This is a genomic window from Sphingomonas leidyi (assembly GCF_011761945.1).
Taxonomy (GTDB): domain Bacteria; phylum Pseudomonadota; class Alphaproteobacteria; order Sphingomonadales; family Sphingomonadaceae; genus Sphingomonas; species Sphingomonas leidyi.
The window spans coordinates 36,684-63,207 of sequence record NZ_JAASQV010000007.1; the positions used below are offsets into that span (position 1 = coordinate 36,684).

The following is a 26,524-nucleotide window of genomic DNA, read 5'->3' on the forward strand; positions in this document are numbered from 1 at the left end:
GGGGTCGCATGCCAATCGGCGCATCGGTGGGGAAGAACGGCGTCAACGACCTGGCGGACGTGCTGGTCGTCCAGCACCTCCTCAACGACTGGCTCGGCGCCACGGGCCAGAAGCCGCTCCCGACCAGCGGCGAATGCGGCACGCGCACCATTGCGGCGATCACCGCCTACCAGGCGCAGGTGCTGGACGCAGCTAGGCCGGACGGCCTGATCGGCCCCGGCGGCAGGACCTGGCTCGCGCTCGCCGCCGGCCAGGGCACCCGCCCGCCGCTCGCGGGTGCGGAATGGTGGAACGCCAACCAGGCCAGATATCCGAACAGCGCCGCCGTCGCCGACCTGGTCCAGCCCTTCCGCGACAACGTCGCCGCCTTCCTGAAGGCACTGAAGGACGCGGGCGCCAGCGTCACGATCTCCGCCACGCGCCGCAACGCCCTGCGTGCGCAGCTGATGCATTACAGCTGGCGGGTGGCGAAGGGGCTGGTCGCGCCGAACAAGGTCCCTGTCCTGCCCGGCCTGGATATCCGGTGGGATCATGGCGACCTCGCCAGGTCGAAGGCCGGCGCGCAAGCGATGTGCGACCTGTTCCAGATCGCCTTCGAGCCCTCGCTCACTTCACGCCATATCGAAGGCCGCGCGATCGACATGACGATCGGCTGGAACGGCACGATCAAGGTGAGGGACAAGCAGGGCAAGCCGCGCGAGATCGCCGCTCCGCGCTCGGGCGACACCAACCGCGATCTCCACAGGGTCGGCGCGACCTATGGGGTGATCAAGCTGGTCTCGGACCCGCCCCACTGGAGCGATGACGGGCGGTAGCTCGGGGGCTCAAGCAAATATTTGATTTCCTGCCGTCATCCCGGCCCGCGCGTGGGTGGCGATGGAAGAATATGAACCCCAGCCTAGGGCGGATCGACATTTACGAGACTGGCGGTCCCAGGCGGCTCCCCGGCGAAGGCCGGGGCCCAGCATCGGGACGCTAGCGAGATACACGAACCTCTCGAACGATGTTGCAACTGGGCCCCGGCCTTCGCCGGGGAGCAAGAGGCGCGGTCCGGCTCTCATCGCGCGCCCAAATGTCGATCCGTCCTAGACCTCGATCAAGACCTTGATTTCTTTCGCCATCCCCACGCAGGCGGGAATGACGGGCTAGGCTGAATGAGGCTCAACCAGGCCGAGGACCATATTCCCCATCCCTCAAAGCCCCCGCAGCCGCTCCGCCGTCATCGCGTCCGCCGGATAGAAGGCCTCGATCGCCAGTTCGTCGAGCGTCACGTCGAGCGGCGTGCCGAATACGGTGGTGGTGCTGATGAAGCTGAGTTCGCCCAGCGGCGTGGCGAGCCGCAGCGGGATCGCCACGCCGCCCATGTCCTCCAGCTGCCCCGCCCCGTCCGGAAAGGGATAGCCCTCCAGCTCGACGACCAGCGCCTCCAGCCCCTGGTCGCCGGTGGTCATCGCCTGGCGCCGCAGCCGCTCGAGCAGGTGCGCCCGCCATTCGGCGAGGTTCAGGATCCGCGGCGCCAGCCCCTCGGGATGCAGGCTCAGGCGCAGCACGTTGACCGGCCCCGCCAGCAAGTGCGGCGCGCAGCCGGCGAGCAGCGGCTCGACCGCCGCATTGGCCGCGACCAGATGCCAATGCCGGTCGACCGCCAGGGCCGGCCAGGGCTCGTGCCCCTTCAGCACCAGGTCGATCGCCCGCCGCGCCGCCGCTAGGGCGGGATCGTCGAGCGCCCGCTGGGCGTAGAGCGGCGCGAACCCCGCCGCGAGCAGCATCGTGTTGCGTTCGCGGAGCGGCAGCGCGAGCTGGTCGGCCAGGCGCAGCACCATCTCGCGGCTCGGCCGGGTGCGCCCGGTCTCGATGAAGCTCAGATGCCGGGTCGATATCTCCGCATCCAGCGCCAGGTCCATCTGGCTCAGCCGGCGGCGGCGGCGCCATTCCCTGATCTGGTCGCCGAGCGGGCGTATGGCTGGCTGCACGGATCGTCTCCTTCGCCGCTTCTCTGCCCGCAAGCTGCGCCGGTTTCCATTACCTCCCGCGTAATCGACCCGGCGCGCCGATGCCGTCAGCTTTGCGTCATCACCAGCAAGGGAGACGACCCATGACCAATCCGATCCATTTCCTCCGCGCCGTGCTCACGATCGACGCAGTCACCTGCCTGGGAATGGGCGCGCTGCTCGTCGCCGCCGCCGGGCCGCTCGCCGGGTTGCTCGACCTGCCCGCGGCGCTGCTGTTCGAGGCCGGGCTGCTGCTCTTCCCCTCGGCCGCGTTCATGCTGTGGGCGGCGCGCCAGGCCGACCGGCTCGAATGGCCGGTGCGCGCCATCGCCCTGCTCAACCTGGGCTGGACCGCGGCCAGCTTCGCGGTGATCGCCCTGCTCGCGCCGAATCCGCTCGGCGCCGCCTTCGTCGCCGTGCAGGCGCTGGCGGTGGCAGGGCTCGCGGCGCTCGAATTCCACGGCCTGTCGCTGTTCCGCCGCGCCTTTGCCTGAGCGGGACGAAGGGAGCCCGGCGCCTCCGCCGGGCTCCCTTCGCTCAATTGCCGCCCCGATCCTCCGCCGCCGCGTCGAACCGGCGCCGCGCCGTGTCGATCTCGGGCAGGTTCGCCACTACCCATTGGCCGAGCGCGATCACCGGCTGCTGGAGCGAACGCCCCAGCGGCGTCAGCGTATATTCCACGCGCGGCGGGATCGTCGGGAACACTTCGCGGGTCACCAGCCCATCGCGCTCCAGCCCGCGCAGGGTGAGCGTCAGCATCCGCTGGGAGATGCCCTCGATTCCGCGCTGCAGCTCGCTGAACCGCCTGGTGCCGCCGCTCAGCATCATGATCGTCAGGATGCTCCACTTGTCGCCGATCTTGGCGAGGATCTCGCGCACCGGCGTGCAGCCCTCATGCCGTCCGCTCGCATGCCCTTCGCTTGCATGCCCCCCGCTTACATGGATGTGCCTGGGTTCCAGAAATGTGCCTCCTTGTGGCGATGCGCCCACCGCATCATTTGATCCCCTGTTACGATTCGTAACCGGAAAGGGTCGAAATTTCCATGCTCAACCTCGCACTCGTCATCGGCAGCACGCGCCCGCAGCGTTTCGCGGACGTTCCCGCCCAATGGATCGCCGCCGGCGCCGCCGCGCGCGACGACTTCACGCTCGACACGCTCGACCTGCGCGACCAGAATCTGCCGCTGTTCGAGGAGCCCGTCCCCCCGTCCTGGACCCAGGGCGTCTATTCGCACCCCGCCGCCGAGGCCTGGCGCCACAAGGTCGGCAAATATGACGGCTTCATCGTCACTGCCGCGGAATATAATCATGGGCCCACCGCGGTGCTGAAGAACGCGCTCGATTCCGCCACCTTCGAATGGCGCCGCAAGCCGGTGGCGTTCGTCGGCTATGGCGGCGTCGGCGGCGCCCGCGCGATCGAGCAGCTGCGCGGCATCGCCGTCGAGCTGCACATGGCACCGATCAGGGCCGAGGTGAATGTGGGCATGGAGCCGTTCCTCGGCGTCCTCCAGCAGGGCAAGACGCTCGACGACTATCCCCATCTCGCCGCCGCCCGCGCCACCTTGTTCGACGAGATCGCCTGGTGGGGCAACGCGCTCAAGGCCGCCCGCGCCGCCTGAGCCTCGTGCCAAACGAGAAGGGGCCCGGCGTTTCCACCGGGCCCCTGCCTCCATCTTCAAGTCACCGGGACTTAGCGGCAGCGACGGCCGCCGCTGCTGTCCTTGTCGATCGCCCGGCCGAGCAGCGCGCCGCCCAGGGCGCCGAGCAGCGTGCCGGGGGTGCGATCGCCGTAGCGATCGATGCTGCGGCCGACCAGCGCGCCGGCGACACCGCCGATCAGCAGGCCCGTCGTGCCGTCCGAACGGCGGCAATAGTTGCGGCCGTCGCGGCCGCGCCAGCTCGGGCCGTTATAATAGCCGCGATCGTCATAGCCCCGGTCGTAACCGCGACGGTCATAGCCGCGATCATAGCCGCGCTCGTAGCGACCATCGTCGCCCCGATAGCCGTCATAACGCTGCGCCATCGCGGTCGAGGGCAGGGCGGGAAGGGCAACGGCCATGGCCGCGAGGCCCAGAAGCATCTTACGCATGATCTCTTCTCCTCCTTTGGCCGGTGGCTCGGCACCGGGAACGAGGATGGGTCTAGACGATTCGCCCTGATGCGATGCTGAACTCGCCTTGCAGCTTGCGTTCACGTAACGAAATCGCGGCGGCTCAGGCCCCGGGCATCATCCGGCCGCGCAGATCGGGCAGGCCGAAGCTGGTCTTGCCGTCGCCGCCCCATATGTCCCCGATCGCCTGGAACAGCGTCGGATAGCCGGAGATCGCCAGCATGCTGCCGTCGCACGCCGCCCAGCCCTGCGGGATCTGCGCACCGGCATAGGCCGTCACCTGCCCGGCATAGGCATAATAGGCCGGCGGCTCGCCATCGCCGCTGCCGGGAGCCAGAAGATCGCCGGTATTGATGATATAGTTGAGGCCCAGCCCGCCGATGGTGCCCGGCACCTTCTGGCCGAGCGCCATGCCCGGCCCCAGGCCCACCGGCGCCGCGCCGTTCAGGTCCGGCAGCTGGAAGGTGGTCGTGCCATTGCCGCCGAACGCGGTGCCGATCGCCGCGAACAGTGCGGCATTTTGCTGGACCGACAGCGTCGCGCCGGCGCAGGGCGCCCAGCCGGCCGGCACCACCGTCCCGCAAAAGGGCATCACCGTTCCCGGCAGCGGCGCGTCGACGCTCGCATCCATCGCAATCAGCCAGCCGAGGACGAGCGCGCCCGGCCGCACCCCGCCCACCGGCGCGCCGCCGATCGCGACCCGGGCATGCAGGTCGGGTACGCCGATGGTCATGATTCCGTCGCCGCCGAAACTCGTTCCCATCACCGCCATCAGCGGCTGGTTCGACGCGATCGGCAGCGTGCCGCCAGTGCACGGCCTGGCGCCATAGGCCGGGTAGCTGCCGGCAAAGCTCTCGATCATGCCGACGGTGAATTGCGCGGGCGCGGAGCCGCCCTGCGGGAAGACGCCGTTCATCACCAGCAGCTGCTGCATGCCCGAAGGCGGCGGGGGCCCGGGCCGGAATTCCTCCTCCGCCAGCGTCGGCGGCACGGGCTTCGGCGCCCCGCCGCCGAACAGCCGCGCCAGCAATGCCTTGAGCCAAGCCCACATGGGTTTTCTCCCGCCCCTCCAGGCCCGCGATTATCGGCGCGCGATCGCGACCGGGGCAGCTCCCATATGGGAGCGAACCGGACCGAAGCGGTGCAAAGAAGGGGGATGCGCGCGTGCCGGGATAGGGGCTTGCCGCAATACCAGCGCCATCCCGGCATCGAGCCGGGATGGCGAAGGAAAATCAGATGCTTGCTTGAGTTCTCGACCTAGCCCAGCGCCGCCTTGAGCTTGGCGAAGAAGCCCGTCGCCTGGGGGCATTCGTCGCCGGTCTCGGTCGCGCGGAATTCCTCGAGCAGCTCGCGCTGCTTCGCGGTCAGCTTGGTCGGCATCTCGACGACGAGTTCGACGACCAGGTCGCCGCGCCCGCGCCCCTGCAGCACCGGCATGCCGGCGCCGCGCTGGCGCACCTCGCGGCCGCTCTGGGTGCCCGGCGCGATCTTCACGACGTGCTTCTCGCCATCCAGCCCGGGCAGGACGATCTCGCCGCCCAGCGCCGCGGTGGTGAAGCTGATCGGCGCATGGGCGAACAGGTTCGTGCCCTCGCGCTCGAAGATCGCGTGCTTCTTGACGTGCAGGAAGATGTAGAGGTCGCCCGCCGGCGCGCCGCGCGCGCCCGCTTCGCCTTCGCCCTGCAGGCGGATGCGGGTGCCTTCGTCCACGCCCGGCGGCACGTTGATCTTGAGCGTCTTGGTCTTGTCGGTCCGCCCCTCGCCGCGGCAGTCGCGGCAGGGCTGCTCGATCACTTCGCCGGCGCCGTGACAGACCGGGCAGGTCCGCTCGACCATGAAGAAGCCCTGCTGCGCACGGACCTTGCCATGGCCGCCGCACTGCTTGCACTGGTTCACCGGGGTGCCGGGCTTGGCACCGGTGCCATCGCAGGTGTCGCAATGCCCGGAGACGTCGACGGTGATCTCGCTGGTCTTGCCGTGAAAGGCCTCTTCCAGCGTGATCTCCATGTCGTAGCGCAGGTCGGCGCCGCGGCGCACCTGGCGGCCGCCACCCCGGCCGCCGCCCATGAACTCGCCGAATACGCTTTCGAAGATGTCGCTGAACGCGCCGAAATCGGGCTGCGGGCCGGCGCCGCCGCCGCCCATGCCGTTCTTGAACGCCGCATGGCCGAACCGGTCATAGGCCGCGCGCTTCTGCGGATCCTTCAGGCAGTCATAGGCTTCGTTGATCGCCTTGAACTTGGCCTCGTGATCCTTGCACCCGGCGTTCTTGTCCGGATGATATTTGATCGCGAGCTTGCGATAGGCGGACTTGAGCGTGACGTCGTCCGCGGTGCGCTCGACTTCGAGCAGCTCGTAATAATCGACTTCGGTGGTCATTCAAAAAGCCCTCTCCCCGTCAGGGGAGAGGGTTGGGAGAGGGGCACGCCGCCGGAAAGCATCCGCATCGCCACCCCGTCTCCCCCTCTCCCCGGCCCTCTCCCGCATGCGGGGAGAGGGAGGGGACGTTGGTTACGCCTTGTTGTCGTCCACCTCGGAGAACTCGGCATCGACGACTTCCTCGCCACCGGCCTCCGAACCCGCCGCCGCGCCGGCACCCGCCTGGGGCGAGGCCTGCTCGGCGGTCTGCTTCTCGTAGATCGCCTGGCCGAGCTTCATCGCCACCTGGGCGAGGTTCTGGCTCTTGGCCTGCATCTCGTCGGCATCGCCGCCATCGACCGCGGCCTTGGCCTCGGCCACCGCCGCCTCGATCTCCGCCTTCAACCCGGCATCGACCTTGTCGCCATTTTCCTGGAGCTGGCGCTCCGTCGTGTGGATCAGGCTCTCGGCATTGTTCTTCGCCTCTGCCGCGGCACGGCGCTTCTTGTCCTCCTCGGCGAAGCTCTCGGCGTCGCGGACCATCTGCTCGATGTCGCTGTCCGAAAGGCCGCCCGAGGCCTGGATGCGGATCTGCTGCTCCTTGCCGGTGCCCTTGTCCTTGGCCGACACGTTGACCAGGCCGTTGGCATCGATGTCGAAGGTCACTTCGATCTGCGGCACGCCGCGCGGCGCCGGCGGGATGCCGACCAGGTCGAACTGGCCGAGCAGCTTGTTGTCCGCCGCCATCTCGCGCTCGCCCTGGAAGACGCGGATGGTCACCGCCTGCTGGCCGTCATCGGCAGTCGAATAGACCTGGCTCTTCTTCGTCGGGATCGTCGTGTTGCGGTCGATCATGCGAGTGAACACGCCGCCCAGCGTCTCGATGCCAAGGCTCAGCGGAGTCACGTCGAGCAGCAGCACGTCCTTGACGTCGCCCTGGAGCACGCCGGCCTGGATCGCCGCGCCGATCGCAACCACCTCATCGGGGTTCACGCCGGTGTGCGGCTCCTTGCCGAAGAATTCCTTCACGATCTGGCGGACCTTGGGCATGCGGGTCATGCCGCCGACCAGCACCACTTCGTCGATCGCCGAACCCTTGACGCCGGCATCGGCCAGCGCCTTGCGGCACGGCTCAAGCGTGCGCTGGATCAGGTCCTCGACGAGGCGCTCCAGCTCGGCACGGTTGATCGTCTTCACCAGGTGCTTCGGCCCATTGGCGTCGGCGGTGATGAAGGGCAGGTTCACTTCGGTGGTCTGCGCCGACGAAAGCTCGATCTTGGCCTTTTCGGCGGCTTCCTTCAGCCGCTGGAGCGCGAGCTTGTCCTTGGTGAGGTCGATGCCCTCGGCCTTCTTGAAGTCCTCGGCCAGGAACTGCACCAGCTTGGCGTCGAAATCCTCGCCGCCCAGGAAGGTGTCGCCGTTGGTCGCCTTCACTTCGAACACGCCGTCGCCGATCTCGAGTACCGAGATGTCGAACGTGCCGCCGCCAAGGTCATAGACCGCGATCGTCTTGCCGTCGTTCTTCTCGAGGCCATAGGCGAGCGCCGCCGCCGTCGGCTCGTTGATGATGCGCAGCACTTCCAGGCCCGCGATCTTGCCGGCGTCCTTGGTCGCCTGGCGCTGCGCGTCGTTGAAATAGGCCGGCACCGTGATCACCGCCTGGGTGACGTTCTCGCCGAGATAGGCCTCGGCGGTTTCCTTCATCTTCTGCAGGATGAAGGCCGAGATCTGCGACGGGCTATAGTCCTCGCCGCCGGCCTGCACCCAGGCGTCGCCATTGGCGCCGCGCACGATGGTGTAGGGCACCAGCTCGGTGTCCTTCTTGGTCACCGGATCGTCGAAGCGGCGGCCGATCAGGCGCTTCACCGCGAAAACCGTGTTGTCCGGATTGGTCACTGCCTGGCGCTTCGCCGGCTGGCCGATCAGGCGCTCGCCATCCTTGGCGAAGGCGACGATCGACGGCGTGGTACGCGCGCCTTCCACATTCTCGATGACCTTGGGCTTGCCGCCCTCCATCACTGCCACGCAGCTGTTGGTCGTCCCCAGGTCGATACCGATAACTTTAGCCATGGTCCCTCGTTGGCCCCCAGTTCAAATCAAAAAACTTGGCCCCCGCGCCCCTGCTTGGAGGCAGCGCGGAGAACCGGTCACGTTGCCGGATATAGGTGCACACGCGCTTGCCGCAAGAAGCAGGGCTTTCTAGAGGGTTTCCCGAAATGGGAGTAAGGCGGATGCGGCGTTTCTCGACGATCGTTACGGTGGCGGCACTTTCCGCCTGCGCGCCCGCGGGCACGCTTTCCGCCGGCAATGCCTGGGTCCGGCTGCCCGCCGTCGCCGGCCAGCCGGGCGCGGCCTATTTCACCGTGCAGGGCGGCGCGACCGCCGACACGTTGCTCGCCGTCTCCTCGCGCGCCGCGCTGAAGGCCGAGCTGCACGAGAGCATGAAGGGCGAGCATGGCATGATGTCGATGGCCCCGCTCAAGGACGTTGCCATCCCCGCCGGCGGCAAGCTCGCCTTCGCGCCGGGCGGCCGTCATGTGATGCTCTTCTCGATCGGGCCGGCGGTGAAGCCCGGCCAGACGGTCCCGCTCCAGCTGTCCTTCGCCAGCGGCAGGACGATCGCGCTCGACGCCAAAGTGGTCGGCGCGGGTGATCCGGCACCGGGAAGCTAGGCTGAGGACTCATGTTCCACCACTCCGGCCTCGAGCCGGAATGACGAGGGAAATCAGGGTCTCGCTCAAGTTCCGGTCCCACGCCCTCCGTAGAATCCCTCCGGGGTGAATTCCCTAATCCCCCGGCAACCATCTCTTTTTCGGTTTCGGAAGAAAAAGTGCTCCAGATTGTGGACCTTAGCAGGTCCCGGTGCGGAGCGTATCGTGGAGCAGGATCGGCAATGTCCCGCGGGGTTCCTGGCGCGTCTCGCGCGGGATCGCCGCGGCAATACCCTGGCGATGATGGCGGCCATGCTCATCCCGCTGGCCGCCTTTTGCGGCTGCGCGATCGATTCCGCCCGCATGTACGTCGTCAAGACCCGGCTGCAGCAGGCATGCGATGCGGGCGTGCTGGCCGGCCGCAAGTTCATGACCGACACCTCGGCCGGCAACACCACGCTGGACGCGACCGCGACCGCCCAGGCCCAGACCTTCTTCAACAACAATTTTCGCACCGGCTGGTTCAAGACCAGCACCGCCAGCTTCACGCCCAGCAAGACGTCGGACGCGCAGGTCGCCGGCACTGCCCAGGCAGTGGTGCCGATGACGATCCTGTCGATGTTCGGCGTCCCCAGCCAGACGATCAACGTCACCTGCCAGGCGAGCTACGACGTCGGCGATACCGACGTGATCTTCGTGCTCGACACCACCGGCTCGATGGCCTGCCTGCCGCAGGACGACGACAACACCTGCAACAACTATGTCGGCTCGGCCGGCACCACCAGCTATGCCCGCCCCGCCGACGGCGCGGGCAGCGGCAATGACAGCGTCGCCGGCTATCCGGGCAGCACGGCCTATTACGTGCCGGAGAAGAGCGGCTCGCGCATCTCGGCGCTGCGCTCGGCGGTGCTGAACTTCTACGACACGCTCGCCGCCGCGGCCGACCCCTCCACCCATATCCGCTACGGCTTCGTCACCTACACTTCCACCGTGAACGCCGGGAAGGCGATCATCGCGCTGTCCCCGGCCTATATGGTGGGCGGCACGGGCAGCGCGAACACGCAGTGGAACTATGAATCGCGCAGCCAGACCGGGAACCTGCTCGGCATCCCGATCTGGAAATACCAGCAGCTCAATTTCGACGTGCGCAGCTTCGTCGCCGGCAGCACGGTCACCGATCCGAGCAAGACCACCGGCGCCACCAATCGCTGGACCGGTTGCCTCGAGGAGCGCGCCACCACCGCCGGCACCATGAGCTTCAACACCTCGACGCTGCCGCCCGATCTCGATCCCGACCTCGTGCCCAATTCGAACATCGACACCCAGTGGAAGCCGATGTGGCCCGAGCTCTTCTATGCCCGCAACAATTATTCGAGCACCGCCACCGCCACCTCGACCGGCGACAGCAGCAGCAGCCCGAACATCGGCACCCCCTATTATTACCAGCTCGGCTATGTCTCGTGCGGCAAGCCGGTCTCGCGCCTGGCGGTGATGACGCGGACCCAGGTCTCCAGCTATGTCAACGCCAGCGACTTCCGGCCGATCGGCGGCACCTATCACGACACCGGTATGATCTGGGGCACGCGACTGCTCTCGCCCACCGGCCTCTTCGCGGCGGACACCGCGCCCTGGCCCGCGCGCCAGGCGCCCAACCGCGTGATCGTGTTCCTCACCGATGGCGACATGGCCCCCAGCACGTCGATCTACGGCATGTACGGCAACGAATATTACGACCGGCGGGTGAGCGGCGGCGACTTCACCAACCTCAAGGCCTATCACAATGCCCGCTTCCTCGCGGAATGCGCCGCGGCCAAGGCGCGCAACATCCAGATCTGGACAGTGACGATCGATTCGAGCGCGACCACCCAGATGCAGTCCTGCGCCACCACCACCAACCAGGCGCTCGCCACCACCACCGGCGCGGGCCTGTCGACGGCGTTCGCCACCATCGCCAAGCAGGTGGCGATGCTGCGGGTGTCGCAATGAGCGGGCGCCCTCTCGCCCGGCTCCGGCGCGACCGGCGCGGCGTCACGGTAGTGGAGTTCGCCTTCGTGCTGCCGGTGATGCTCGTGCTGATGATGGGCATGATGGAGCTGGGCTATCAGGCCTATGTCCAGTCGGTGATCACCGGCGCAGTGCAGAAGGCCGGGCGGGACAGCGGCATCCAGGGCGCCACCCCCGCCTCGATCGATGCGCGCGTGCTGGCCCAGGTCCGGGCGGTGGCGCCCGGCGCCGCCTTCGCCGCCGGCTATCCCGTCCGGCGCAGCTATACCAGCTTCAGCGCCGTCGCGCCCGAGCCGTTCGTCGACACCAACGGCAACGGCGTGCGCGATCCCGGCGAATGCTACACCGACGTCAACGGCAACGGCCAATGGGACGCCGATGCCGGGCGCGCGGGCCAGGGCGGGCCGAACGACGTCACTGTCTACACCGCCGCGATCACCTATGGCCGGCTGTTCCCGGTCACGCGCCTGTTCGGCTGGCCGGGCACCGCCACGCTCAGTGCCACCACCACGCTGATGAACCAGCCCTATGCCACGCAGAACATCCCGTCGCCGGCGACGATCTGCACATGAGCCCGCATCGCGTCCCGGCGCTGCTCCGCCGCTTCGCCGCCGCCAGGTCGGGGCTGGCCATGCTCGAATTCGCCCTCGCCCTTCCCGTCGTGCTGGTGCTCGGCTGCTACGGGGTCGAGACCGCGAACCTCGCGCTCGCCAATCTGCGGGTCAGCCAGCTCACTGCGAGCCTGGCCGACAATGGCTCGCGCATGGGCATGATGAGCACGGCCTCCACCGTCCAGCTGCGCGAGCTGGACATCAACAACGCGCTGCAGGCCGCGCGCCTCCAGGGCAGTGCGCTCGGGATCGGCGCCAACGGCCGGGTGACGCTCTCCAGCCTCGAATATGTCCAGCAGAGCTACGACACCGCGCCGGTGCAGCGCATCCACTGGCAGCGCTGCTTCGGGCTCAAGAGCGGGACCGGCTATGATTCCAGCTACGGCACCGCCAGCGCGACGGCCGGTACCGACGCCACCCAGGCGAATGCCGGCACCGCCAGTGCCGGCATGGGCGATCCGGGCGCCGTCGTCACTGCGCCGAGCGGCTCGGGGCTGATCTTCGTCGAAGTGAATTACGATTATCAGCGCCTGTTCGGCTCCAGCTTCATGGGCCCGGCCAGGCTCCACTATGTCGCATCCTTCATCGTGCGCGACCGGCGCGACTTCTCGCAGCTCTTCAATCCCGCGCCCGCCGCCACCCGCTCGACCTGCGACAAATATACCAGCTGAGCTTTTCGCCCGAGTTGATGTGGCGGCGCCATCCGCTATCCTCCCCTGCCAACACCGCAGGGAAGGCCCGTACGCATGCCGCAAGTCCTGGATCGCTTCCGTTCCTCCACGCTCGGCTGGCTGGTCGGCACGCTCGCCGGCTGGGGCACCTGCTTTCTCTTCCTGCTCGGGCTGGCCGGCACCTTCTATTTCCTCGCCCAGGGCATGCTGGCCGGCGCCGCCTGGGTCGCGCCGCTGCTGCTCGTCGTCGCGATCGTGGTGCTGATCCTCAAATGGTTCGAGAATCTCGGCATCGCCTATGAAGTCACCGAGGATCGGCTGATCCTCCACAAGGGCATTCTCCGAAAGTCGATCGACGAGATCGAGCTCTACCGAGTGAAGGACGTCCGTATCGACTTCTCGATCGTCAACCAGCTGGCGGACATCGGCACGATCAGCATCGCCTCGTCGGACGAGACCACCCGCGACGCCCCGCTGGTGATCCGCGACGTGGCCCAAGCCCGCGCCCGCCGCGAGAAGCTGCGCGAGCTGGTCAACACCGCCCGCCGCACCCGCGGCGTGCGCGAGATCGACATGCACGGCGACCCCGCCGAACCGCCGCTGGGCTAGCCGGGCGCGACATGCCCTCGACGCTCTACTGGATCGACACCCCCGACACGCTCCGGCTCGCGATCATGGCCCTGCCGCGCGCCGACGACTGGCTGGAGGACGAGGAAGTCGAGGCGTTGGCATTGCAGCGCGAAGCCGGGCTCTGCGCGGACAGCGGCATCGCTTTCCACCGCTTCCCGATCCCCGACCGCGGACTTCCCGACGATACCGGCCAGGCGGTGCGCTTCGCCGCCGAAATCGCGAGCGCAGGCAAGCCGATCGCCATTCATTGCCGCGCGGGAATCGGCCGATCCTCGCTGATGGCGGCAGCGATGCTGGTAGCCGACGGCATGGATCCCGTCGCAGCCCTGACGGCGATCGAGTCAGCGCGCGGCTTGTCCATTCCCGACACCGAGGCCCAGCGCGCCTGGGTATTGGCGCTGGAACGCTGAACGCTCATCGCCCCACCGCGATCTCCCGCCCCGCCCCGATCGCCTCGAGGAACGCGCGGTCGTGGCTCACCACCAGCAGCGCGCCGTCAAAGCCGGCCAGCGCCGCCTCGATCACCTCGATCGATTCCATGTCGAGATGGTTGGTCGGCTCGTCGAGCAGCAGCAGTTGCGGCACTATCTCGCCGCCGAGCACACAGGCCAGCCCGGCGCGCAGCCTTTCGCCGCCGCTGAGATCGCCCGTACGCTTCAGCGCATCCCGGTTGCGGAACGCGAAGCGCGCGCAGGCGGCATGCGCCTCGCGCTCGGTGGCGCCGGGGTGCAGTCGCCGGAAATTGTCGAGCACCGAAGCCCTCGGATCGAGCAGCCCGACATGCTGGTCGAGCATAGCCACCCGCCCCTCGGCCCGCCGCACGGCGCCGCGCTCCGGCGCCAGCACGCCCGCCGCCATCCTGAGCAGGCTCGTCTTGCCCGCGCCGTTGGGGCCGGTCACCGCCACGCGTTCCGGCCCCGTGATCTCGAACCGCCAGGGCCCGAACACCCGCCCCGCCCGTTCCAGCGCCGCGTCCTCGAACGCCAGCAACCGCCGGTTCGCCGGCAGGCCGGTGGCGGGCAAGTCGATGACGAGCGGCGTCACCACCTCCACCCCGGCCCGCGCCGCCACCAGCCGCGCCTCCGCATCGCCGACCAGCCGCTCGCCGACCCCCGCGCCGCGCCCGGCCGAATTCTCCGCCCGCTCCTTCTGCCGCCCCAGCAGGATCTTCGGCGCCGATCCGCTCGCGGCATAGGCGCGGCCCGCCCGGTCGCGCCGCGCCTGGCGCTCGCGCGCCTGCTGCGCCCCCGCCTCGGCGCCGCGCAGCAGGTCGCCCGCCCGCTCCACTTCGGCCGCCGCCCGCGCCCGCTCCGCCGCCCGCGCCGCCGCGAAGCCCGACCATCCACCGCCGAACACGCGCACGCCGCGCGGCGTCAGTTCGACGATCCGGTCCATATGCTCGAGCAGTTCGCGGTCATGGCTGGCGACTAGCACCCCGCCGCGCCACCCATCCACCAGTGCCGCCACCGCCGCGCGGCCCGCGGCATCGAGATTGTTGGTCGGCTCGTCGAGCAGCAGCAGATCGGGCGCGTCGAGGCGCAGCCGCGCGATCCCCACCCGCGTTCGCTCGCCGCCAGAAAGCGTCGCCACGCGCCGGTCGAGCGCCATCGCGTCCAGCCCCGCCTCGGCAAGCGCGGCGGCCACGCGCTCCTCCAGGGTCCAGTCGGCTTCGGCAAGGTCCTCCGCGCTTCCCTCGCCGGCCAGCACCCGGGCCAGCTGCGCCAGCCCTTCGCGCACGCCGAGCACTTCGTCGACGTTCCACCCGCCCGGCCATTCCTGGCGCAGCACGCCGATGCTGCCGGCGCGCGTGACGTTCCCCACCACAGGCGGCATTTCGCCCGCGACGATGCCCAGCAAGGTCGATTTGCCCGAACCGTTGCGCCCCGCCAGCCCGGTGCGTTCCCGCCCGAGCGCCAGCGTCAGATCATCGAAGAGCGGCCTGCCCTCAGGCGTGGCGGCGGAAAGCGAATCCAGGGTTACGAAGCAAGACATGGGACACCTGCGGGCAGGACAAGACGATCGGGCGAACGACGATCGGTTCCTGGCGCATGGCGGCTCACTCCTTGGGAATTCGGGAAGGCGCTATCTGGCGAGCCGGCGCACGGATGACAAGCCCGTCCGCCCGCGCCATCTAGGGCCCATGCCTGCTTCCCGCCCGCTCACCCCCGGCGAAGCCGAGCTCGCCCGCTCGGTGTTCGGCGACGCACTCGATCCGGCCCGCGCCTTCGTCGCCAATCGCAAATGGGCGTTCTTCCAGCCGCGGAACACCACCATGGCGCCGCTGGGCACGATCCATTTCAATCCCGCATCCGGCCTCTATCGCGAGGATTTCGCCGCCGCGCCGCTCGCGCTGCAGGGGCTGTTCGTCCACGAGCTCGTCCATGTCTGGCAGCACCAGCAGGGCCTGTTCCTGCCGCTGCGGCGCCATCCCTTCTGCCGCTATGGCTATGTGCTCGAGCCCGGCCGCCCCTTCCTGCGCTACGGCATCGAACAGCAAGCGGAAATCGTCCGTCACGCCTTCCTGCTCGGACGCGGCATGGAGCTGCCCGGCGCCGCGCCGCTGAGCAGCTATGCGGCACTGCTGCCCTTCCGCACCGCCTAGTGCGGCATGTCTTCCGCGGTGATCTTGGGCGGGCGCGGCGACGGAGCCGGACGCGGAGCCGGCGGCGGCGCGCTGGGGCGCGGCGGCGGCGTGTAGTTCGGCCGTGGCGGCGGTGCGCTGCCGGGTGCGGGCGGCGCGGGCCGCTGCCAGCCCCCTTCCGGTCGCGGCGGACGGGGCGGGGCGGGAGTCGCGCCCTCCCCGGCCGCGGGCAGACGCGGACGACTCCAGCCGCCCTCGGGCCGGACCGGGCGCGGCGGCGCGGGCGTCGCATTGTCCCCCTCCGCAGGCGGGCGCGGCCGGTTCCAGCCGCCCTCGGGCCGGATCGGGCGCGGCGGCACCGGCGTCGCATTGTCCCCCTCCGCCGGCGGACGCGGCCGGCTCCAGCCCGGGCGCGACCATGCCGGCGGCGCGGGCGGGTTCTCCGCCCCGGCAGGCGGCGGGACCGGCGCGGGCGACGGCGTCACCACCGGCGGCGGGGACGCCGGGCGCTGCCAGCCGGTGCCGCCGCCCGGCCGGGGCTCGCGCGGGCCGGAATTCGGCGGATTGCCCGTATCCGGCCCCGCGCCGGGCGCCCCGGGCGGTGTCGGCATTTCGGGGCGGCCACGCCGCCAGCCGGGCACGCGCGTCCCATCCGGCCCGCCGCTCCAGGGGCGCGTCATCGGCGGGCGGCCCGGGACCGGAGGACCGCCGGGCTCCAGGTTCGGCGTGCCCGGGCGCGGCGGCGTATTGGTTCCCGGCCCGCCGGGGCGGCCCGGCTGGCGCGACCAGCCCCGGCCCGGCTGCGGCGGGCGCCCCGCCCCCGGCCGGCCCGGCTGATGCGGCCCGCGGCCCGGCGGATGGAAACGGCCCGGCGGCGGGCCCTGGAAACCGCCCTCGCGCCAGTGGCGGAAGCGCTCGGCCGCCTCGCGGCGGCGGTGCTGCTCGGCCTCGAGGCGACGGCGCCAGGCCGCGGCGTCGCTGCGGTCGTGATAGCGGTTCCAGCCCGGATAGCGGCTGCGCCCGCTGTCCCAGACCTGGATGAAGCTGAGCAGATAGGGGCTGGCATCGATCCAGGCATCGGTATCGACCGGACGATAGTCGCGCCCCGCCAGCGCCTCGCGCAGCCGCACGGCGCGCGCGTAGAGATCGCCGGCCGCATCGTCATAATCGCCGAACTCGGCCCGGGGCGCCGCCTCGCCATCTGCGTCATAGACCATGGCAAGCCGTCCGCGCACATAGGCGAAGCTCATCCCCGGCTCGACTGCGAGGAACGGCCCGGACGCGCCCGGCGCGAAATAATAGCTGCGGATCCCGCCCGTCCCCGCATCCTCCACGATAATCGTGTAGCCGTCGGTCGTCTGCCAGGCCCAGGGTTCCTGTCCCTCGAAGGCGAAGGCGAAGTCGGGCGGCGCGTCGCCGATCGCGTCCCACAACGCATCGGCCTGGTCGATCCATTGATAGTCGTCGGCCGATTGCGGCGCGGACTGGCCCGTGCCCGGCGCCGCCCCGGCCAGCGCCACGCCGGCGCCGGGCAGCGCGAACGCCGCCCCGGTCAGCATCGTCAGCCGGATCATCCTCTCGAACCGCATCGCCCTGCCCTCCTGTATCGTGCCGCGAGCTTCCGCCCGCGCCGCTGAACGGCGTGTGAAATGCATATGCAGCTTTGCGAAAGGAAGGCCAGGGCGCGGCCCGCCGGCGGCGTGCCCCGGCTACTTCGCGCCCGGGGCCGGCGGGGCCGGATTCTGCGGCGACCTGTAGGTGTCGGGCTGGGTGCATCTGTCGGGAACCATCGCGCCGGTCACCCAGAGTGCGAAGATGCCCGCCGCCACCATCCCCAGCCACACCGGCGCGGCGGCAAGCGCGGCGACCAGCTCGCGCAGGGCATCGGCCAGGTCCTTGATCGGCAGGCCCGTCGTCGTCCCGCCGACAAGCCCGGTGCCGTCGGCCTGGACGATCGGCGCCTTCCACCGCCTATATGCTTCGATCAGCGCATAGAGCGTGCCGGCGGCAAAGCCCGCCGCGAGGAACCATTTCCCCCACGCTGCCGCCGTCGCCGCCGTGATGAGATAGGTTTGGCAGAATTCTCCGAACGGAGTCATGGCCGTCGTCGTCATCTTCATCCTCCCGATCGCGCTTCCGCATCCCACGGAAGCCATGCCAACGCGAAGCACCGGCCGGACCACGCCTCAATAGATGAGGCCCAGCCCGATGCTCAGCACATCCTCCTTCTCGTAGGAGAGTTCGTTGCGCCCCTTCGAATAGGCGAAGCCGATATCGACGCCGGCCGTGGTTTCCGTCCAGAAACGGAACTTCAGGCTCATGTCGAGCCGCTCGATATGCCTGGGCTTGCCGTCGAGGATCGGCAGGATGCGGTAGTTGACCGATCCGAGCAGCGCAGTCTCGCCGCCGGTGGGCACGAATGCCTCGAACGAGGGCCGCACGCCCAGCGCGACGAAATTGTCATAGTCGCCCCGCTCGATGCGCCCCCGCCGCAGGATGCGCGACGCCTCCAGGTCGATCTGCAGCCGGCAGCGGGTCTTGAGCCAGCCGAGCTTCGCGCCATAGCTCTCCAGCCCGCAAATGCCGATGTCTGCGTCCAGCACCGGCCGGAACAGCATCGCCCCCTTCAGCCGTGCGCCATCCTTGGCGAAATCATAGACGGTCGCCGCCTTGGCATCGACGAACAGCTTCGCCGCGGCGGCGTTCGGCGTCAGCTCGGCGCTGGTCAGGAAACCGGCCTCGAAGGCATCGGTATCGCCATCGCTTTCCTTCGCACCCGGATCGAGCTTGGGCAGGGGCCGCGTCCGCGAGCGCGACAGGACGTAGCGATCGTAGAGATAGACCGTGTCGGCCGAAGTCGCGGGCGTGATCCGATAGCCGAGAGTCGCGTCGATCCGGAAGTTGCTCACTTTCTTGATCGAGCCATCGTCGAGGATCGTGTTGGTGCGGTCGACGGCGATCGTCGCGGCGCCCGCGGTCTTGCGGTCCTTGCCGGTCAGCGCCAGTTCCTCGGGCTTGGCCCGGATCGCCCAGGCATAGGGCGCCGTCACCTTCTCGGCGGATGCGATATAGCCCGGATCCGGCGTTGCCGGCGGCCGGCAGGTGAACGTCCAGCCGGGCGCTTCCTCGCGGAACAGGAAGCCGCGGCGCGCCGGGTGCGGTGCGATGGCGAAGGCATCGTCCTCGCTCGCCTTTGCCATCAGCCGGGTCTCCAGCTGCTGGATCGCCCCCGCGATCAGATAGGCGTCTTCCGCGGGCTCGGCCGCCCCCATGGCGATGCGCCCCAGCCGGGCGACCACGCCTTCGCGCTCCAGGTCGCGGAAGGCCTGGTCGGGATGCGCGGCTTCCGCGCTGTCCGGATGACGACGCAGCTGCTCCAGGATCCGGCCGATCCTCGCGTCGCGCTGCGCCTCCGCGCCCTGCCAGGCCCAGTCGGCGGGGCGCCTGCCCGCCTCGACCAGCAGCGCCTCTCCGAGCGCCGCCTGATCGATGGCCTGGCCGACCCGGCCCAGGCACGCGCGGGCGATCACCGCGTCGGGCGCGGGAACGTCGCGTGCCCGGGCGGGCGCAGCCGCACCGGCCAGGGCGCCGGCAAGCACGACAAGGCCGGCGATGCGCGGAGGGCGGACCATGTCAGACCTCCAGCCGCTCGAGCGCACGCACGCTCGCCCGGCGATCGGCCAGCGCGGCGAGATAGCGCTGGAACTCGATCATCGGCTTGTCGAAATGATTGTCCTTCGCCGCCGCCGGCACATTCACCGAGACGCCGCTGGGCAGCAATGCGTTGAAGGCGGCGACGATCCTGCTGGCGGCGGCGCGCCAGCCCGGCGCGGTGAAGCCCCATTCGGGTCCCGAGGGCACGATGCCGTCCCAGGCGTCGCTCTGCTCGGGAAAGCGCTCGGCGACATAGGATTGGATCGCGTCATAGGCGTGCTGGAATGCAAGCGGCGTGGCCATGGTCGGTCTCCCTGATCTGGCGCCACCATGCCGCGTCCCCGTCCCGGCCGCGCGTGACGGCCGTCACGCCGCCGCAACCCGCGCCGCCCTTGCCGCGCCCGCCCCGTGGCCCCACATGCGATCTCGCGCGTTGACCTCGCCGGCGTGCTCCCTATAATCGGAACATAACTGGAACAGTCAGGCTTCCCGCATGCTTACCCACATCTCCGTCCGCGGCGCGCGCGAGCACAATCTGAAGGGCGTGGACGTCGACATTCCGCGCGACACGCTCACGGTGATCACGGGTCTTTCGGGCTCGGGCAAATCGAGCCTCGCCTTCGACACCATCTATGCCGAGGGCCAGCGCCGCTATGTCGAGTCGCTGAGCGCCTATGCCCGCCAGTTCCTCGAACTGATGCAGAAGCCCGATGTCGATCATATCGAAGGCCTGAGCCCCGCCATCTCGATCGAGCAGAAGACGACGTCGCGCAACCCGCGCTCGACGGTCGCCACCGTCACCGAGATCTATGATTACATGCGCCTGCTCTGGGCGCGCGTCGGCATTCCCTATTCGCCTGCCACCGGCCTGCCGATCTCGGCGCAGACGGTGAGCCAGATGGTCGATCGCGTCCTGGCGCTGCCCGAGGGCACCCGGCTGCTCCTCCTCGCTCCGGTCGTGCGCGGCCGCAAGGGCGAGTATCGCAAGGAGCTCGCCGAATGGCAGCGCGCCGGTTTCCAGCGCGTCCGCATCGACGGCGAGACCTATCTGATCGAGGAGGCCCCCGCCCTCGACAAGAAATACAAGCACGACATCGAAGTGGTGATCGACCGCCTCGTCGTCCGCGACGATATCGCCACCCGCCTCGCCGAGAGCTTCGAGACCGCGCTCAAGCTCGCGGACGGGCTGGCCTATGTCGATCTGGTGGACGCCAGCGTCGCCGAAGTGACGGGCGCCCGCGTCCAGGAAGCCCGCGCCGAGTTCAACGCCACCGGCGGCAGCCTCAAGGGCGCCGGCATTCCCGACAACCGCATCGTCTTCTCCGAGAAGTTCGCCTGCCCCGTCTCCGGTTTCACCATCCCCGAGATCGAACCCCGCCTCTTCTCGTTCAACGCGCCCCAGGGCGCCTGCCCGGCATGCGACGGCCTGGGCGAGAAGCTGGTGTTCGACGAGGATCTGGTCGTCCCCAATCACGATCTCAGCATCAAGAAGGGCGCGGTCGTCCCCTGGGCCAAGTCCAACCCGCCCAGCCCCTATTACATGCAGGTCCTCGGCAGCCTTGCCCGCGAGTTCGGCTTCAGCCTCGACACGCCCTGGCGCGACCTGCCCGGCGAGGTCCGGCTGATCATCCTCCACGGCACCGGCGGCAAGCCGGTCACCCTCACTTTCGTCGACGGCAAGAAGTCGTACGATGTGAAGAAGCCGTTCGAGGGCGTGATCGGCAACCTCAACCGCCGCATGCTCCAGACCGAATCCGCCTGGATGCGCGAGGAACTGTCGAAGTACCAGGCGGCCCATCCCTGCGAGACCTGCGGCGGCGCCCGCCTCAAGCCCGAGGCGCTGGCGGTCAAGATCGCGGGCGAGGATATCAGCCACGCCACGCGCCTCTCGGTGGTCGACGCGCTCGGCTGGTTCAAGGCGCTCCCCGCCACGCTGACCGACCAGCAGCGCGAGATCGCCCGCGCGATCCTGAAGGAGATCGACGAGCGGCTGGGCTTCCTCAACAATGTCGGCCTCGACTATCTCAATCTCGATCGCACCTCGGGCACGCTTTCGGGCGGCGAGAGCCAGCGCATCCGCCTTGCCTCGCAGATCGGCTCCGGCCTGTCCGGCGTGCTCTACGTGCTCGACGAGCCGTCGATCGGCCTGCACCAGCGCGACAACGACATGCTGCTCGCCACGCTGCGCCGGCTGCGCGATCTCGGCAACACCGTGATCGTCGTCGAGCATGACGAGGACGCGATCCGCACCGCCGACTATATCCTCGACATGGGCCCGGGCGCCGGCGTCCATGGCGGCGAGGTCGTCGCGCGCGGCACGCTCGACCAGATCCTGACCGCCACCGGCTCGGTGACCGCCGACTATCTCAACGGCACCCGCGAAGTCCCGGTGCCGACCAAGCGCCGCAAGGGCACGGGCAAGAAGCTCACGGTCGAGAACGCCACCGCCAACAACCTCCGCGGCGTCACCGCATCGATCCCGCTCGGCACGTTCACCTGCATCACCGGCGTCTCGGGCTCGGGCAAGTCGAGCTTCACGATCGACACGCTCTATGCCGCCGCCGCGCGCCAGCTGAACGGCGCCCGCCTGCTCGCCGGCAAGCATGACCGGATCACCGGCCTCCAGCACCTCGACAAGGTGATCGACATCGACCAGTCGCCGATCGGCCGCACCCCGCGCTCGAACCCGGCGACCTATACCGGTGCCTTCACCAGCATCCGCGACTGGTTCGCGGGGCTGCCCGAGGCCCAGGCGCGGGGCTACAAGCCGGGCCGGTTCAGCTTCAACGTCAAGGGCGGCCGCTGCGAGGCGTGCCAGGGTGACGGCGTGCTCAAGATCGAGATGCACTTCCTGCCCGACGTCTATGTCACCTGCGACGTCTGCCACGGCGCGCGATACAATCGCGAGACGCTGGAAGTGAAGTTCAAGGGCAGGAGCATCGCCGAGGTGCTCGACATGACGGTAGAGGACGCAGTCGAGTTCTTCAAGGCCGTCCCGCCGATCCGCGACAAGATGGCGATGCTGGCCGAGGTCGGCCTGGGCTATGTCAAGGTCGGCCAGCAGGCGACGACGCTCTCCGGGGGCGAGGCGCAGCGGGTGAAGCTGGCGAAGGAGCTGGCACGGCGGGCCACCGGCAACACGCTCTACATCCTCGACGAGCCGACCACCGGCCTGCACTTCGAGGACGTCCGCAAGCTGCTCGAAGTGCTCCATGCGCTGGTCGAGCAGGGCAACACCGTGGTGGTGATCGAGCATAATCTCGACGTCATCAAGACGGCGGACTGGATCCTCGACCTGGGTCCCGAAGGTGGCGTCAAGGGCGGCGAGATCGTGGCCCAGGGCACGCCCGAGGACGTGGTGAAGGAACCGCGCAGCTTTACGGGCAGGTATCTGGCGCCGCTCCTCGAGAAGAGGGGTGCACGGAAGGAGCCCGTGGCGGCGGAATAGCGCTTCCTCTCCCCGCCCCGGGGCGAGGGTTGGGGAGAGGGGCGGTGCCCCTCCCCTCGCTCAATAGAAGCGCGCATAGACCTTGGCGCTGCCGAAGCTGCCCCGGCAGTATCGCGCATTGCTGGGCCAGGGCCTCCTGCCGTTGCGATATGACCAGCTGCTCGATTCCCAGCCATAGGTGATCAGCAGCCTGCCCGGCCGCGCCTGCACCTGCTGGCCGATCCAGCGGTCGAACGCCGCCTGCATCAGCCCCTTCACCCGTGCCGCGTCGCCGCAGTTGCGCACGCCGGACCAGGTGCCGATCGCTCCGGCCAGGTCCGCGCGGGCGATCTCGATCCGGGCGGTATCGGCATCGGCCGGCAGCGCGTCGCGCGCCAGCTCGCTGGGGGCGAGGGTCTCTTGTGCCTGCGCACCCATCGGCACCAGCAGGGCGGCCGCGGCGGCGGCCAATGCGATCCTGTAGCTCATGTCTCTTCTCCCTGAACGAAGGCCAGGCCTTCCGCCCCGGGGGATAGCGCCGGCCCGGCACCGGCACGCGTGACGGCGATCACGCGGCGGGAATCGCGGCTCGCACAGGCATCGAGACGGCCGGCTGGACGGTGCCGTCATGGCCGGGGGGTTGCGCTTTCGGCCCCCGCTCCCCACATACTAGATGCTACAGTCGCATTTCGACGGTTTTCGGCGCTTTGCGGCCCCTTCTTCCTTCCATCTGCCCCTTGCAGCGCGAGGTCCGCTCGCACTGGGCGCGGCCGATAACATGAGGAAGAAAGCACATGAGCTATACCGGCACCGTCAAGTTCTTCGATGCGACGAAGGGCTTCGGCTTCATCTCGCCCGATGGCGGCAAGGACGATCACTTCGTCCATATCAGCGCCGTCGAGCGTTCGGGCATGAGCACGCTCAGCCAGAACCAGCGCGTCAACTACGAGCTGGAGAACGACAAGCGCGGCCGCCCGTCGGCCGCCAATCTGTCGCCGGCCGAATAACGGACTCCGACAGGCGGCTTCGGCCGTCGGCGGCGTCTTCCGCTCCCTTGCGGGGGCGCCGCCACCCCAACGTCCTCTCTTGGAGAACGCACCCGTGGCAAACCAACCCGATTTCCGGGCTCAGGCGGCGAAATGCCGTGCCGAGGCCGATGCCGCCACGCTCGAAAATGTCCGCGAACAGCGGCTGCGGGCAGAAGCGGCATGGCTCGAAATGGCCGTCCGCCAGGAACGAACCGTCAGCTCGCGCATTGCACGAGAGGCGGCCAGTCCGGCCATCCGATCAACAACACAGGAAACTACATGAACTTTTTCAATCGAATACACGAAACCCAGATTATCCGCGGCGCCAGCCGGCCCTTCCAGGCCTTTGTGCCGCCGCACCGCCGCCTCTTCCCCCTCGAGACCAGCCAGCGTCAGCGCGCCATTGCCCGCGCCGCGGCGATCGAGGTGCTCGGCTAGGAGCCGGCGCTTTCTTCCGGGGCCGGCTTTCGGCCTGGCCCCGGCCCATCCCTTTCCATAACGCTTCCGTCCATCCGGTCTCCTCGTGCGCCCAGTCGAGCGCGGGGGCGGGGCCACATGCCGTTTTTCCGCGTTCAAGGCATAGCCCCGTCCGGGGCAGGTCAACTGAAAGAGGGGATTCCGATGAAGCGCTTCATCATGCTGCTGCCGCTGGTCCTTGCCGCCTGTAATTCCGGGCCCAAGGTCACGGCCGAGAATGCCTCGGTCGAGGAAGTCTCGAACAAGGTTGCCGCGGCCCAGGGCTCCGGCAGCTTCATCTCGCCGGGCCATTGGGACGGCAAGGTCACCATCACCAATCTCGACATGCCGGGCATGGACAAGATGCCGCCCGAAATGGCGAAGACGATGAAGGACAAGATGATGAAGGGCCAGGAGTTCGCCAGCTGCGTGACCGAGGCCGACGTCAAGTCGCCCAAGGCGGGCATGTTCGGCGGCGACAAGAGCTGCCGCTACGATCACTTCACCATGGCCGGCGGCACGATCGACGCGAAGATGACCTGCGAGACCGCCGGCCAGAAGCGCGACATGACGATCAAGGGCACCTATTCCCCCGATTCCTATCACACCGAAGTGACCTCCAGCGGCGGCCAGGCCGGCACCATGGCGATGACGATCGACGCGAAGCGCGCCGGCGCCTGCACCGGCAAGGAGAAGAGCTGACGCAAGCGGCGGGGCGGCGAAGCGCCGGCCCCGCCGCCCACCAATTTCGTGATGGAGGCGAAACCTTTTCCGCCCCCCGTGCATTCCCCCAGGCGAGCGGGTTCACGGAGGAGAGACCGATGCGCATCCTGATCCTCGGCCTGGCGGCCACGACGGCGCTTGCCGGCTGTACCGATTACGACACGCGGCCCGGCGGCGGCTATGGCTATCGCGACTATGACTATAACCGTCCCGATCCGTCATATGGCGGCTATTATGCCGATCGCTATTATCGCGAGGGCCGCGGCTATCGCGAATATCGGCTGGGCCGGAACGACCGTGTCTATCGGGGCCAGGACGGCCGCTATTATTGCCGCCGCTCGGACGGCACCACCGGCCTGGTGGTCGGCGGCGTGGCCGGCGGCCTGCTCGGCGCGGCGATCGCACCGGGCGGCTCGGAACTGCTCGGCGCGCTGCTCGGCGCGGCGGCCGGCGGCGCGGTAGGCTCGTCGGTCGAGAAGGGCGAGGCGCGCTGCCGCTAGTCCGAACGGACGGCCTTCAAGCCGGGCCCCGGATTCCCTAGATCAGGGGCCCGGCAAAGAGGGAGATGCATGCCATGACGACCCGTACCGCGACTGCCCGCTACGAAGGCTTCGGCAAGGAGGGCAAGGGCCATATCACTACCCAGTCGGGCGTTCTGACCGACCAGTTCTATGGCTTCAACACGCGCTTCGCCGACGAGCCCGGCACCAATCCCGAGGAACTGGTCGCCGCCGCCCATGCCGGCTGCTTCACCATGGCGCTGAGCTTCGCCCTGGCCCGGGCCGGCTTCAGCGAAGGCTCGCTGGAAACGCGCGCCGCGGTGAAGCTCGAGCAGGATGGCGACGGCTTCACCATCACCCGCTCGGACCTGACGCTCAGGGCCAGCGTCCCCGGCCTGGCCCAGGCGCAGTTCGAGGCACTGGCCGCCGGTGCCCATGCCAATTGCCCGGTCTCCAAGCTGCTCAAGGCGGAGAGCAGCCTCGACGCGACCCTGCTCTGATCGTCGCGCCGTTCCGGCGCTTGCCCGGTGCCTGCAATGCAGGATTTCGCCTGCCTTGCCGGCGCCATGTGGGGCATGCGCCGGGCTGCGGACAGGTGCCTGAGTTGTCGAGCCGGGGCTAAGACCTCGATTTCCTTCGCCACCCCCGCCTGCGGGGGAGTGGCGGGCTCCGCTGAATGTGCCCCGACCCGGGTTCCGAACCTCGGCCGGGCGGCGCCGCGCAACGCAAAAGGGGCCCGGCATCGCTGCCAGGCCCCGTGTCGCCGGACTGCTGCCGTGGATCCGGACGGATCGTCGGCATGGTTTCGGCGGCATCCTCGGCTCGCGCCGGCAAGGGCATGCGAACCTCGGGTCGGTCGTCGAGGCTGGCCGTTGTCCACTCACCCCGAAGGGGAGTTGCGGTTACCAGCCTCGGCGGCCCGCTTCGTCTCTTCGGCCGGGGGCCGGAAATCGGAAGCCTTGCTGGATGCTTCTCTCCGCTCGATCCCTCCAGGTCCTTCCGCATCGCTTGCGCAGCGCGTCCGGCTGGCCAATCTCCCGGCGGGCCGTTCCTTCGCTCCCGAAACCGGGCGCTTGCGCACCCCTTTCCGCGAACCAGGGTTCCGACCCCTTTCCGCTTCGTCCTTCCA

Annotated in this window: 29 protein-coding genes; 17 read left to right on the forward strand and 12 right to left on the reverse strand. The window is 69.1% G+C overall.

Translation table 11 applies throughout. From position 1 onward, the window contains the following. Nucleotides 1-8: 8 nt before the first annotated feature. Nucleotides 9-815: a hypothetical protein gene (locus FHR20_RS21585; RefSeq protein WP_167301498.1), complete on the forward strand. Its 807-nt coding sequence runs from the start codon at nucleotides 9-11 to the stop codon at nucleotides 813-815. A gap of 378 nt (nucleotides 816-1,193) precedes the next feature. On the opposite strand, the gene FHR20_RS21590 is transcribed toward FHR20_RS21585, so the two are convergent. Next, nucleotides 1,194-1,973 carry an MmyB family transcriptional regulator gene (locus tag FHR20_RS21590; protein WP_167301499.1) on the reverse strand — a complete coding sequence of 260 codons (780 nt, stop codon included), beginning with the start codon at nucleotides 1,971-1,973 and terminating at the stop codon, nucleotides 1,194-1,196. 122 nt (nucleotides 1,974-2,095) lie between these two features. On the opposite strand from FHR20_RS21590, the gene FHR20_RS21595 reads away from it, so the two are divergent. Beyond that, nucleotides 2,096-2,485: a hypothetical protein gene (locus tag FHR20_RS21595; RefSeq protein ID WP_167301500.1), complete on the forward strand. Its 390-nt coding sequence runs from the start codon at nucleotides 2,096-2,098 to the stop codon at nucleotides 2,483-2,485. Between the two features lie 43 nt (nucleotides 2,486-2,528). Here the strand turns inward: FHR20_RS21595 and FHR20_RS22750 are convergent, their stop codons facing one another. Further along, nucleotides 2,529-2,870 (reverse strand): winged helix-turn-helix transcriptional regulator, encoded by a 342-nt coding sequence (locus FHR20_RS22750; protein WP_286711127.1) that lies wholly within the window; start codon nucleotides 2,868-2,870, stop codon nucleotides 2,529-2,531. Nucleotides 2,871-3,034: 164 nt separating this feature from the next. On the opposite strand from FHR20_RS22750, the gene FHR20_RS21605 reads away from it, so the two are divergent. After that, the gene (locus FHR20_RS21605) at nucleotides 3,035-3,610 is read left to right on the forward strand and encodes an NADPH-dependent FMN reductase (protein ID WP_208413810.1); all 576 of its coding nucleotides are present in this window, start codon (nucleotides 3,035-3,037) and stop codon (nucleotides 3,608-3,610) included. A gap of 71 nt (nucleotides 3,611-3,681) precedes the next feature. Here FHR20_RS21605 and FHR20_RS21610 read toward each other — a convergent pair whose 3' ends face one another. The 4 genes from FHR20_RS21610 to dnaK all read right to left on the reverse strand — a co-directional run bounded on the left by FHR20_RS21610 (nucleotide 3,682) and on the right by dnaK (nucleotide 8,529). Continuing rightward, entirely contained in the window at nucleotides 3,682-4,080 is a 399-nt protein-coding gene (locus tag FHR20_RS21610; RefSeq protein WP_167301502.1) for a glycine zipper 2TM domain-containing protein, read from the reverse strand. Nucleotides 4,081-4,204: 124 nt separating this feature from the next. After that, complete coding sequence (locus tag FHR20_RS21615) at nucleotides 4,205-5,152, reverse strand: tail fiber protein (RefSeq protein WP_167301503.1); 948 nt, start codon at nucleotides 5,150-5,152, stop codon at nucleotides 4,205-4,207. A gap of 206 nt (nucleotides 5,153-5,358) precedes the next feature. Then, nucleotides 5,359-6,480 (reverse strand): molecular chaperone DnaJ, encoded by a 1,122-nt coding sequence (gene dnaJ / locus FHR20_RS21620; RefSeq protein ID WP_167301504.1) that lies wholly within the window; start codon nucleotides 6,478-6,480, stop codon nucleotides 5,359-5,361. Nucleotides 6,481-6,612: 132 nt separating this feature from the next. Continuing rightward, a complete protein-coding gene (dnaK, locus tag FHR20_RS21625; RefSeq protein WP_167301505.1) occupies nucleotides 6,613-8,529 on the reverse strand; it encodes a molecular chaperone DnaK in 1,917 nt (638 codons plus the stop codon). Between the two features lie 161 nt (nucleotides 8,530-8,690). Here dnaK and FHR20_RS21630 point away from each other — a divergent pair, with 161 nt between their 5' ends. The 6 genes from FHR20_RS21630 to FHR20_RS21655 all read left to right on the forward strand — a co-directional run bounded on the left by FHR20_RS21630 (nucleotide 8,691) and on the right by FHR20_RS21655 (nucleotide 13,436). After that, nucleotides 8,691-9,131, forward strand: coding sequence for a copper chaperone PCu(A)C (locus FHR20_RS21630; RefSeq protein WP_167301506.1), 441 nt, complete (start codon nucleotides 8,691-8,693; stop codon nucleotides 9,129-9,131). A 204-nt stretch (nucleotides 9,132-9,335) separates the two neighbouring features. Further along, nucleotides 9,336-11,096, forward strand: a complete 1,761-nt coding sequence (locus FHR20_RS21635) for a TadE/TadG family type IV pilus assembly protein (protein ID WP_341786495.1) — start codon at nucleotides 9,336-9,338, stop codon at nucleotides 11,094-11,096. Continuing rightward, nucleotides 11,093-11,686 (forward strand): TadE/TadG family type IV pilus assembly protein, encoded by a 594-nt coding sequence (locus FHR20_RS21640; protein WP_167301507.1) that lies wholly within the window; start codon nucleotides 11,093-11,095, stop codon nucleotides 11,684-11,686. Before FHR20_RS21635 ends, FHR20_RS21640 begins: the two co-directional genes overlap by 4 nt. Continuing rightward, the gene (locus tag FHR20_RS21645) at nucleotides 11,683-12,396 is read left to right on the forward strand and encodes a TadE/TadG family type IV pilus assembly protein (RefSeq protein WP_167301508.1); all 714 of its coding nucleotides are present in this window, start codon (nucleotides 11,683-11,685) and stop codon (nucleotides 12,394-12,396) included. Before FHR20_RS21640 ends, FHR20_RS21645 begins: the two co-directional genes overlap by 4 nt. A gap of 75 nt (nucleotides 12,397-12,471) precedes the next feature. Beyond that, complete coding sequence (locus tag FHR20_RS21650; protein WP_167301509.1) at nucleotides 12,472-13,005, forward strand: PH domain-containing protein; 534 nt, start codon at nucleotides 12,472-12,474, stop codon at nucleotides 13,003-13,005. Between the two features lie 11 nt (nucleotides 13,006-13,016). Next, nucleotides 13,017-13,436 carry a protein-tyrosine phosphatase family protein gene (locus FHR20_RS21655; RefSeq protein WP_167301510.1) on the forward strand — a complete coding sequence of 140 codons (420 nt, stop codon included), beginning with the start codon at nucleotides 13,017-13,019 and terminating at the stop codon, nucleotides 13,434-13,436. Nucleotides 13,437-13,440: 4 nt separating this feature from the next. Here the strand turns inward: FHR20_RS21655 and FHR20_RS21660 are convergent, their stop codons facing one another. Beyond that, on the reverse strand, nucleotides 13,441-15,018 hold the full coding sequence (locus tag FHR20_RS21660) for an ATP-binding cassette domain-containing protein (protein WP_167301511.1): 1,578 nt from the start codon (nucleotides 15,016-15,018) through the stop codon (nucleotides 13,441-13,443). 148 nt (nucleotides 15,019-15,166) lie between these two features. Between FHR20_RS21660 and FHR20_RS21665 the strand changes: the two genes are divergently transcribed. Beyond that, complete coding sequence (locus FHR20_RS21665; RefSeq protein WP_167301512.1) at nucleotides 15,167-15,628, forward strand: vgr related protein; 462 nt, start codon at nucleotides 15,167-15,169, stop codon at nucleotides 15,626-15,628. On the opposite strand, the gene FHR20_RS21670 is transcribed toward FHR20_RS21665, so the two are convergent. The 4 genes from FHR20_RS21670 to FHR20_RS21685 all read right to left on the reverse strand — a co-directional run bounded on the left by FHR20_RS21670 (nucleotide 15,625) and on the right by FHR20_RS21685 (nucleotide 19,564). Beyond that, nucleotides 15,625-17,196, reverse strand: coding sequence for a hypothetical protein (locus FHR20_RS21670; protein ID WP_167301513.1), 1,572 nt, complete (start codon nucleotides 17,194-17,196; stop codon nucleotides 15,625-15,627). The genes FHR20_RS21665 and FHR20_RS21670 overlap by 4 nt on opposite strands. A 120-nt stretch (nucleotides 17,197-17,316) precedes the next feature. Beyond that, a complete protein-coding gene (locus FHR20_RS21675) occupies nucleotides 17,317-17,721 on the reverse strand; it encodes a hypothetical protein (RefSeq protein ID WP_167301514.1) in 405 nt (134 codons plus the stop codon). Between the two features lie 72 nt (nucleotides 17,722-17,793). Then, on the reverse strand, nucleotides 17,794-19,239 hold the full coding sequence (locus tag FHR20_RS21680; RefSeq protein ID WP_167301515.1) for a hypothetical protein: 1,446 nt from the start codon (nucleotides 19,237-19,239) through the stop codon (nucleotides 17,794-17,796). A gap of 1 nt (nucleotide 19,240) precedes the next feature. Beyond that, nucleotides 19,241-19,564: a hypothetical protein gene (locus FHR20_RS21685; protein WP_167301516.1), complete on the reverse strand. Its 324-nt coding sequence runs from the start codon at nucleotides 19,562-19,564 to the stop codon at nucleotides 19,241-19,243. Between the two features lie 190 nt (nucleotides 19,565-19,754). Between FHR20_RS21685 and uvrA the strand changes: the two genes are divergently transcribed. Continuing rightward, complete coding sequence (gene uvrA, locus FHR20_RS21690; protein WP_167301517.1) at nucleotides 19,755-22,709, forward strand: excinuclease ABC subunit UvrA; 2,955 nt, start codon at nucleotides 19,755-19,757, stop codon at nucleotides 22,707-22,709. Between the two features lie 60 nt (nucleotides 22,710-22,769). On the opposite strand, the gene FHR20_RS21695 is transcribed toward uvrA, so the two are convergent. After that, the gene (locus FHR20_RS21695; RefSeq protein ID WP_167301518.1) at nucleotides 22,770-23,177 is read right to left on the reverse strand and encodes a hypothetical protein; all 408 of its coding nucleotides are present in this window, start codon (nucleotides 23,175-23,177) and stop codon (nucleotides 22,770-22,772) included. A gap of 305 nt (nucleotides 23,178-23,482) precedes the next feature. Here FHR20_RS21695 and FHR20_RS21700 point away from each other — a divergent pair, with 305 nt between their 5' ends. The 6 genes from FHR20_RS21700 to FHR20_RS21725 all read left to right on the forward strand — a co-directional run bounded on the left by FHR20_RS21700 (nucleotide 23,483) and on the right by FHR20_RS21725 (nucleotide 25,895). After that, nucleotides 23,483-23,695, forward strand: coding sequence for a cold-shock protein (locus tag FHR20_RS21700; RefSeq protein ID WP_167301519.1), 213 nt, complete (start codon nucleotides 23,483-23,485; stop codon nucleotides 23,693-23,695). 94 nt (nucleotides 23,696-23,789) lie between these two features. Continuing rightward, a complete protein-coding gene (locus FHR20_RS21705; protein WP_167301520.1) occupies nucleotides 23,790-23,999 on the forward strand; it encodes a hypothetical protein in 210 nt (69 codons plus the stop codon). Further along, complete coding sequence (locus FHR20_RS21710) at nucleotides 23,996-24,154, forward strand: hypothetical protein (protein ID WP_167301521.1); 159 nt, start codon at nucleotides 23,996-23,998, stop codon at nucleotides 24,152-24,154. Before FHR20_RS21705 ends, FHR20_RS21710 begins: the two co-directional genes overlap by 4 nt. A gap of 183 nt (nucleotides 24,155-24,337) precedes the next feature. Then, nucleotides 24,338-24,874 (forward strand): DUF3617 domain-containing protein, encoded by a 537-nt coding sequence (locus FHR20_RS21715; protein ID WP_167301522.1) that lies wholly within the window; start codon nucleotides 24,338-24,340, stop codon nucleotides 24,872-24,874. Nucleotides 24,875-24,993: 119 nt separating this feature from the next. After that, a complete protein-coding gene (locus FHR20_RS21720) occupies nucleotides 24,994-25,395 on the forward strand; it encodes a glycine zipper 2TM domain-containing protein (protein WP_086130735.1) in 402 nt (133 codons plus the stop codon). A 74-nt stretch (nucleotides 25,396-25,469) separates the two neighbouring features. Next, complete coding sequence (locus FHR20_RS21725) at nucleotides 25,470-25,895, forward strand: OsmC family protein (RefSeq protein ID WP_167301523.1); 426 nt, start codon at nucleotides 25,470-25,472, stop codon at nucleotides 25,893-25,895. The last annotated feature ends 629 nt before the right edge of the window (nucleotides 25,896-26,524 follow it).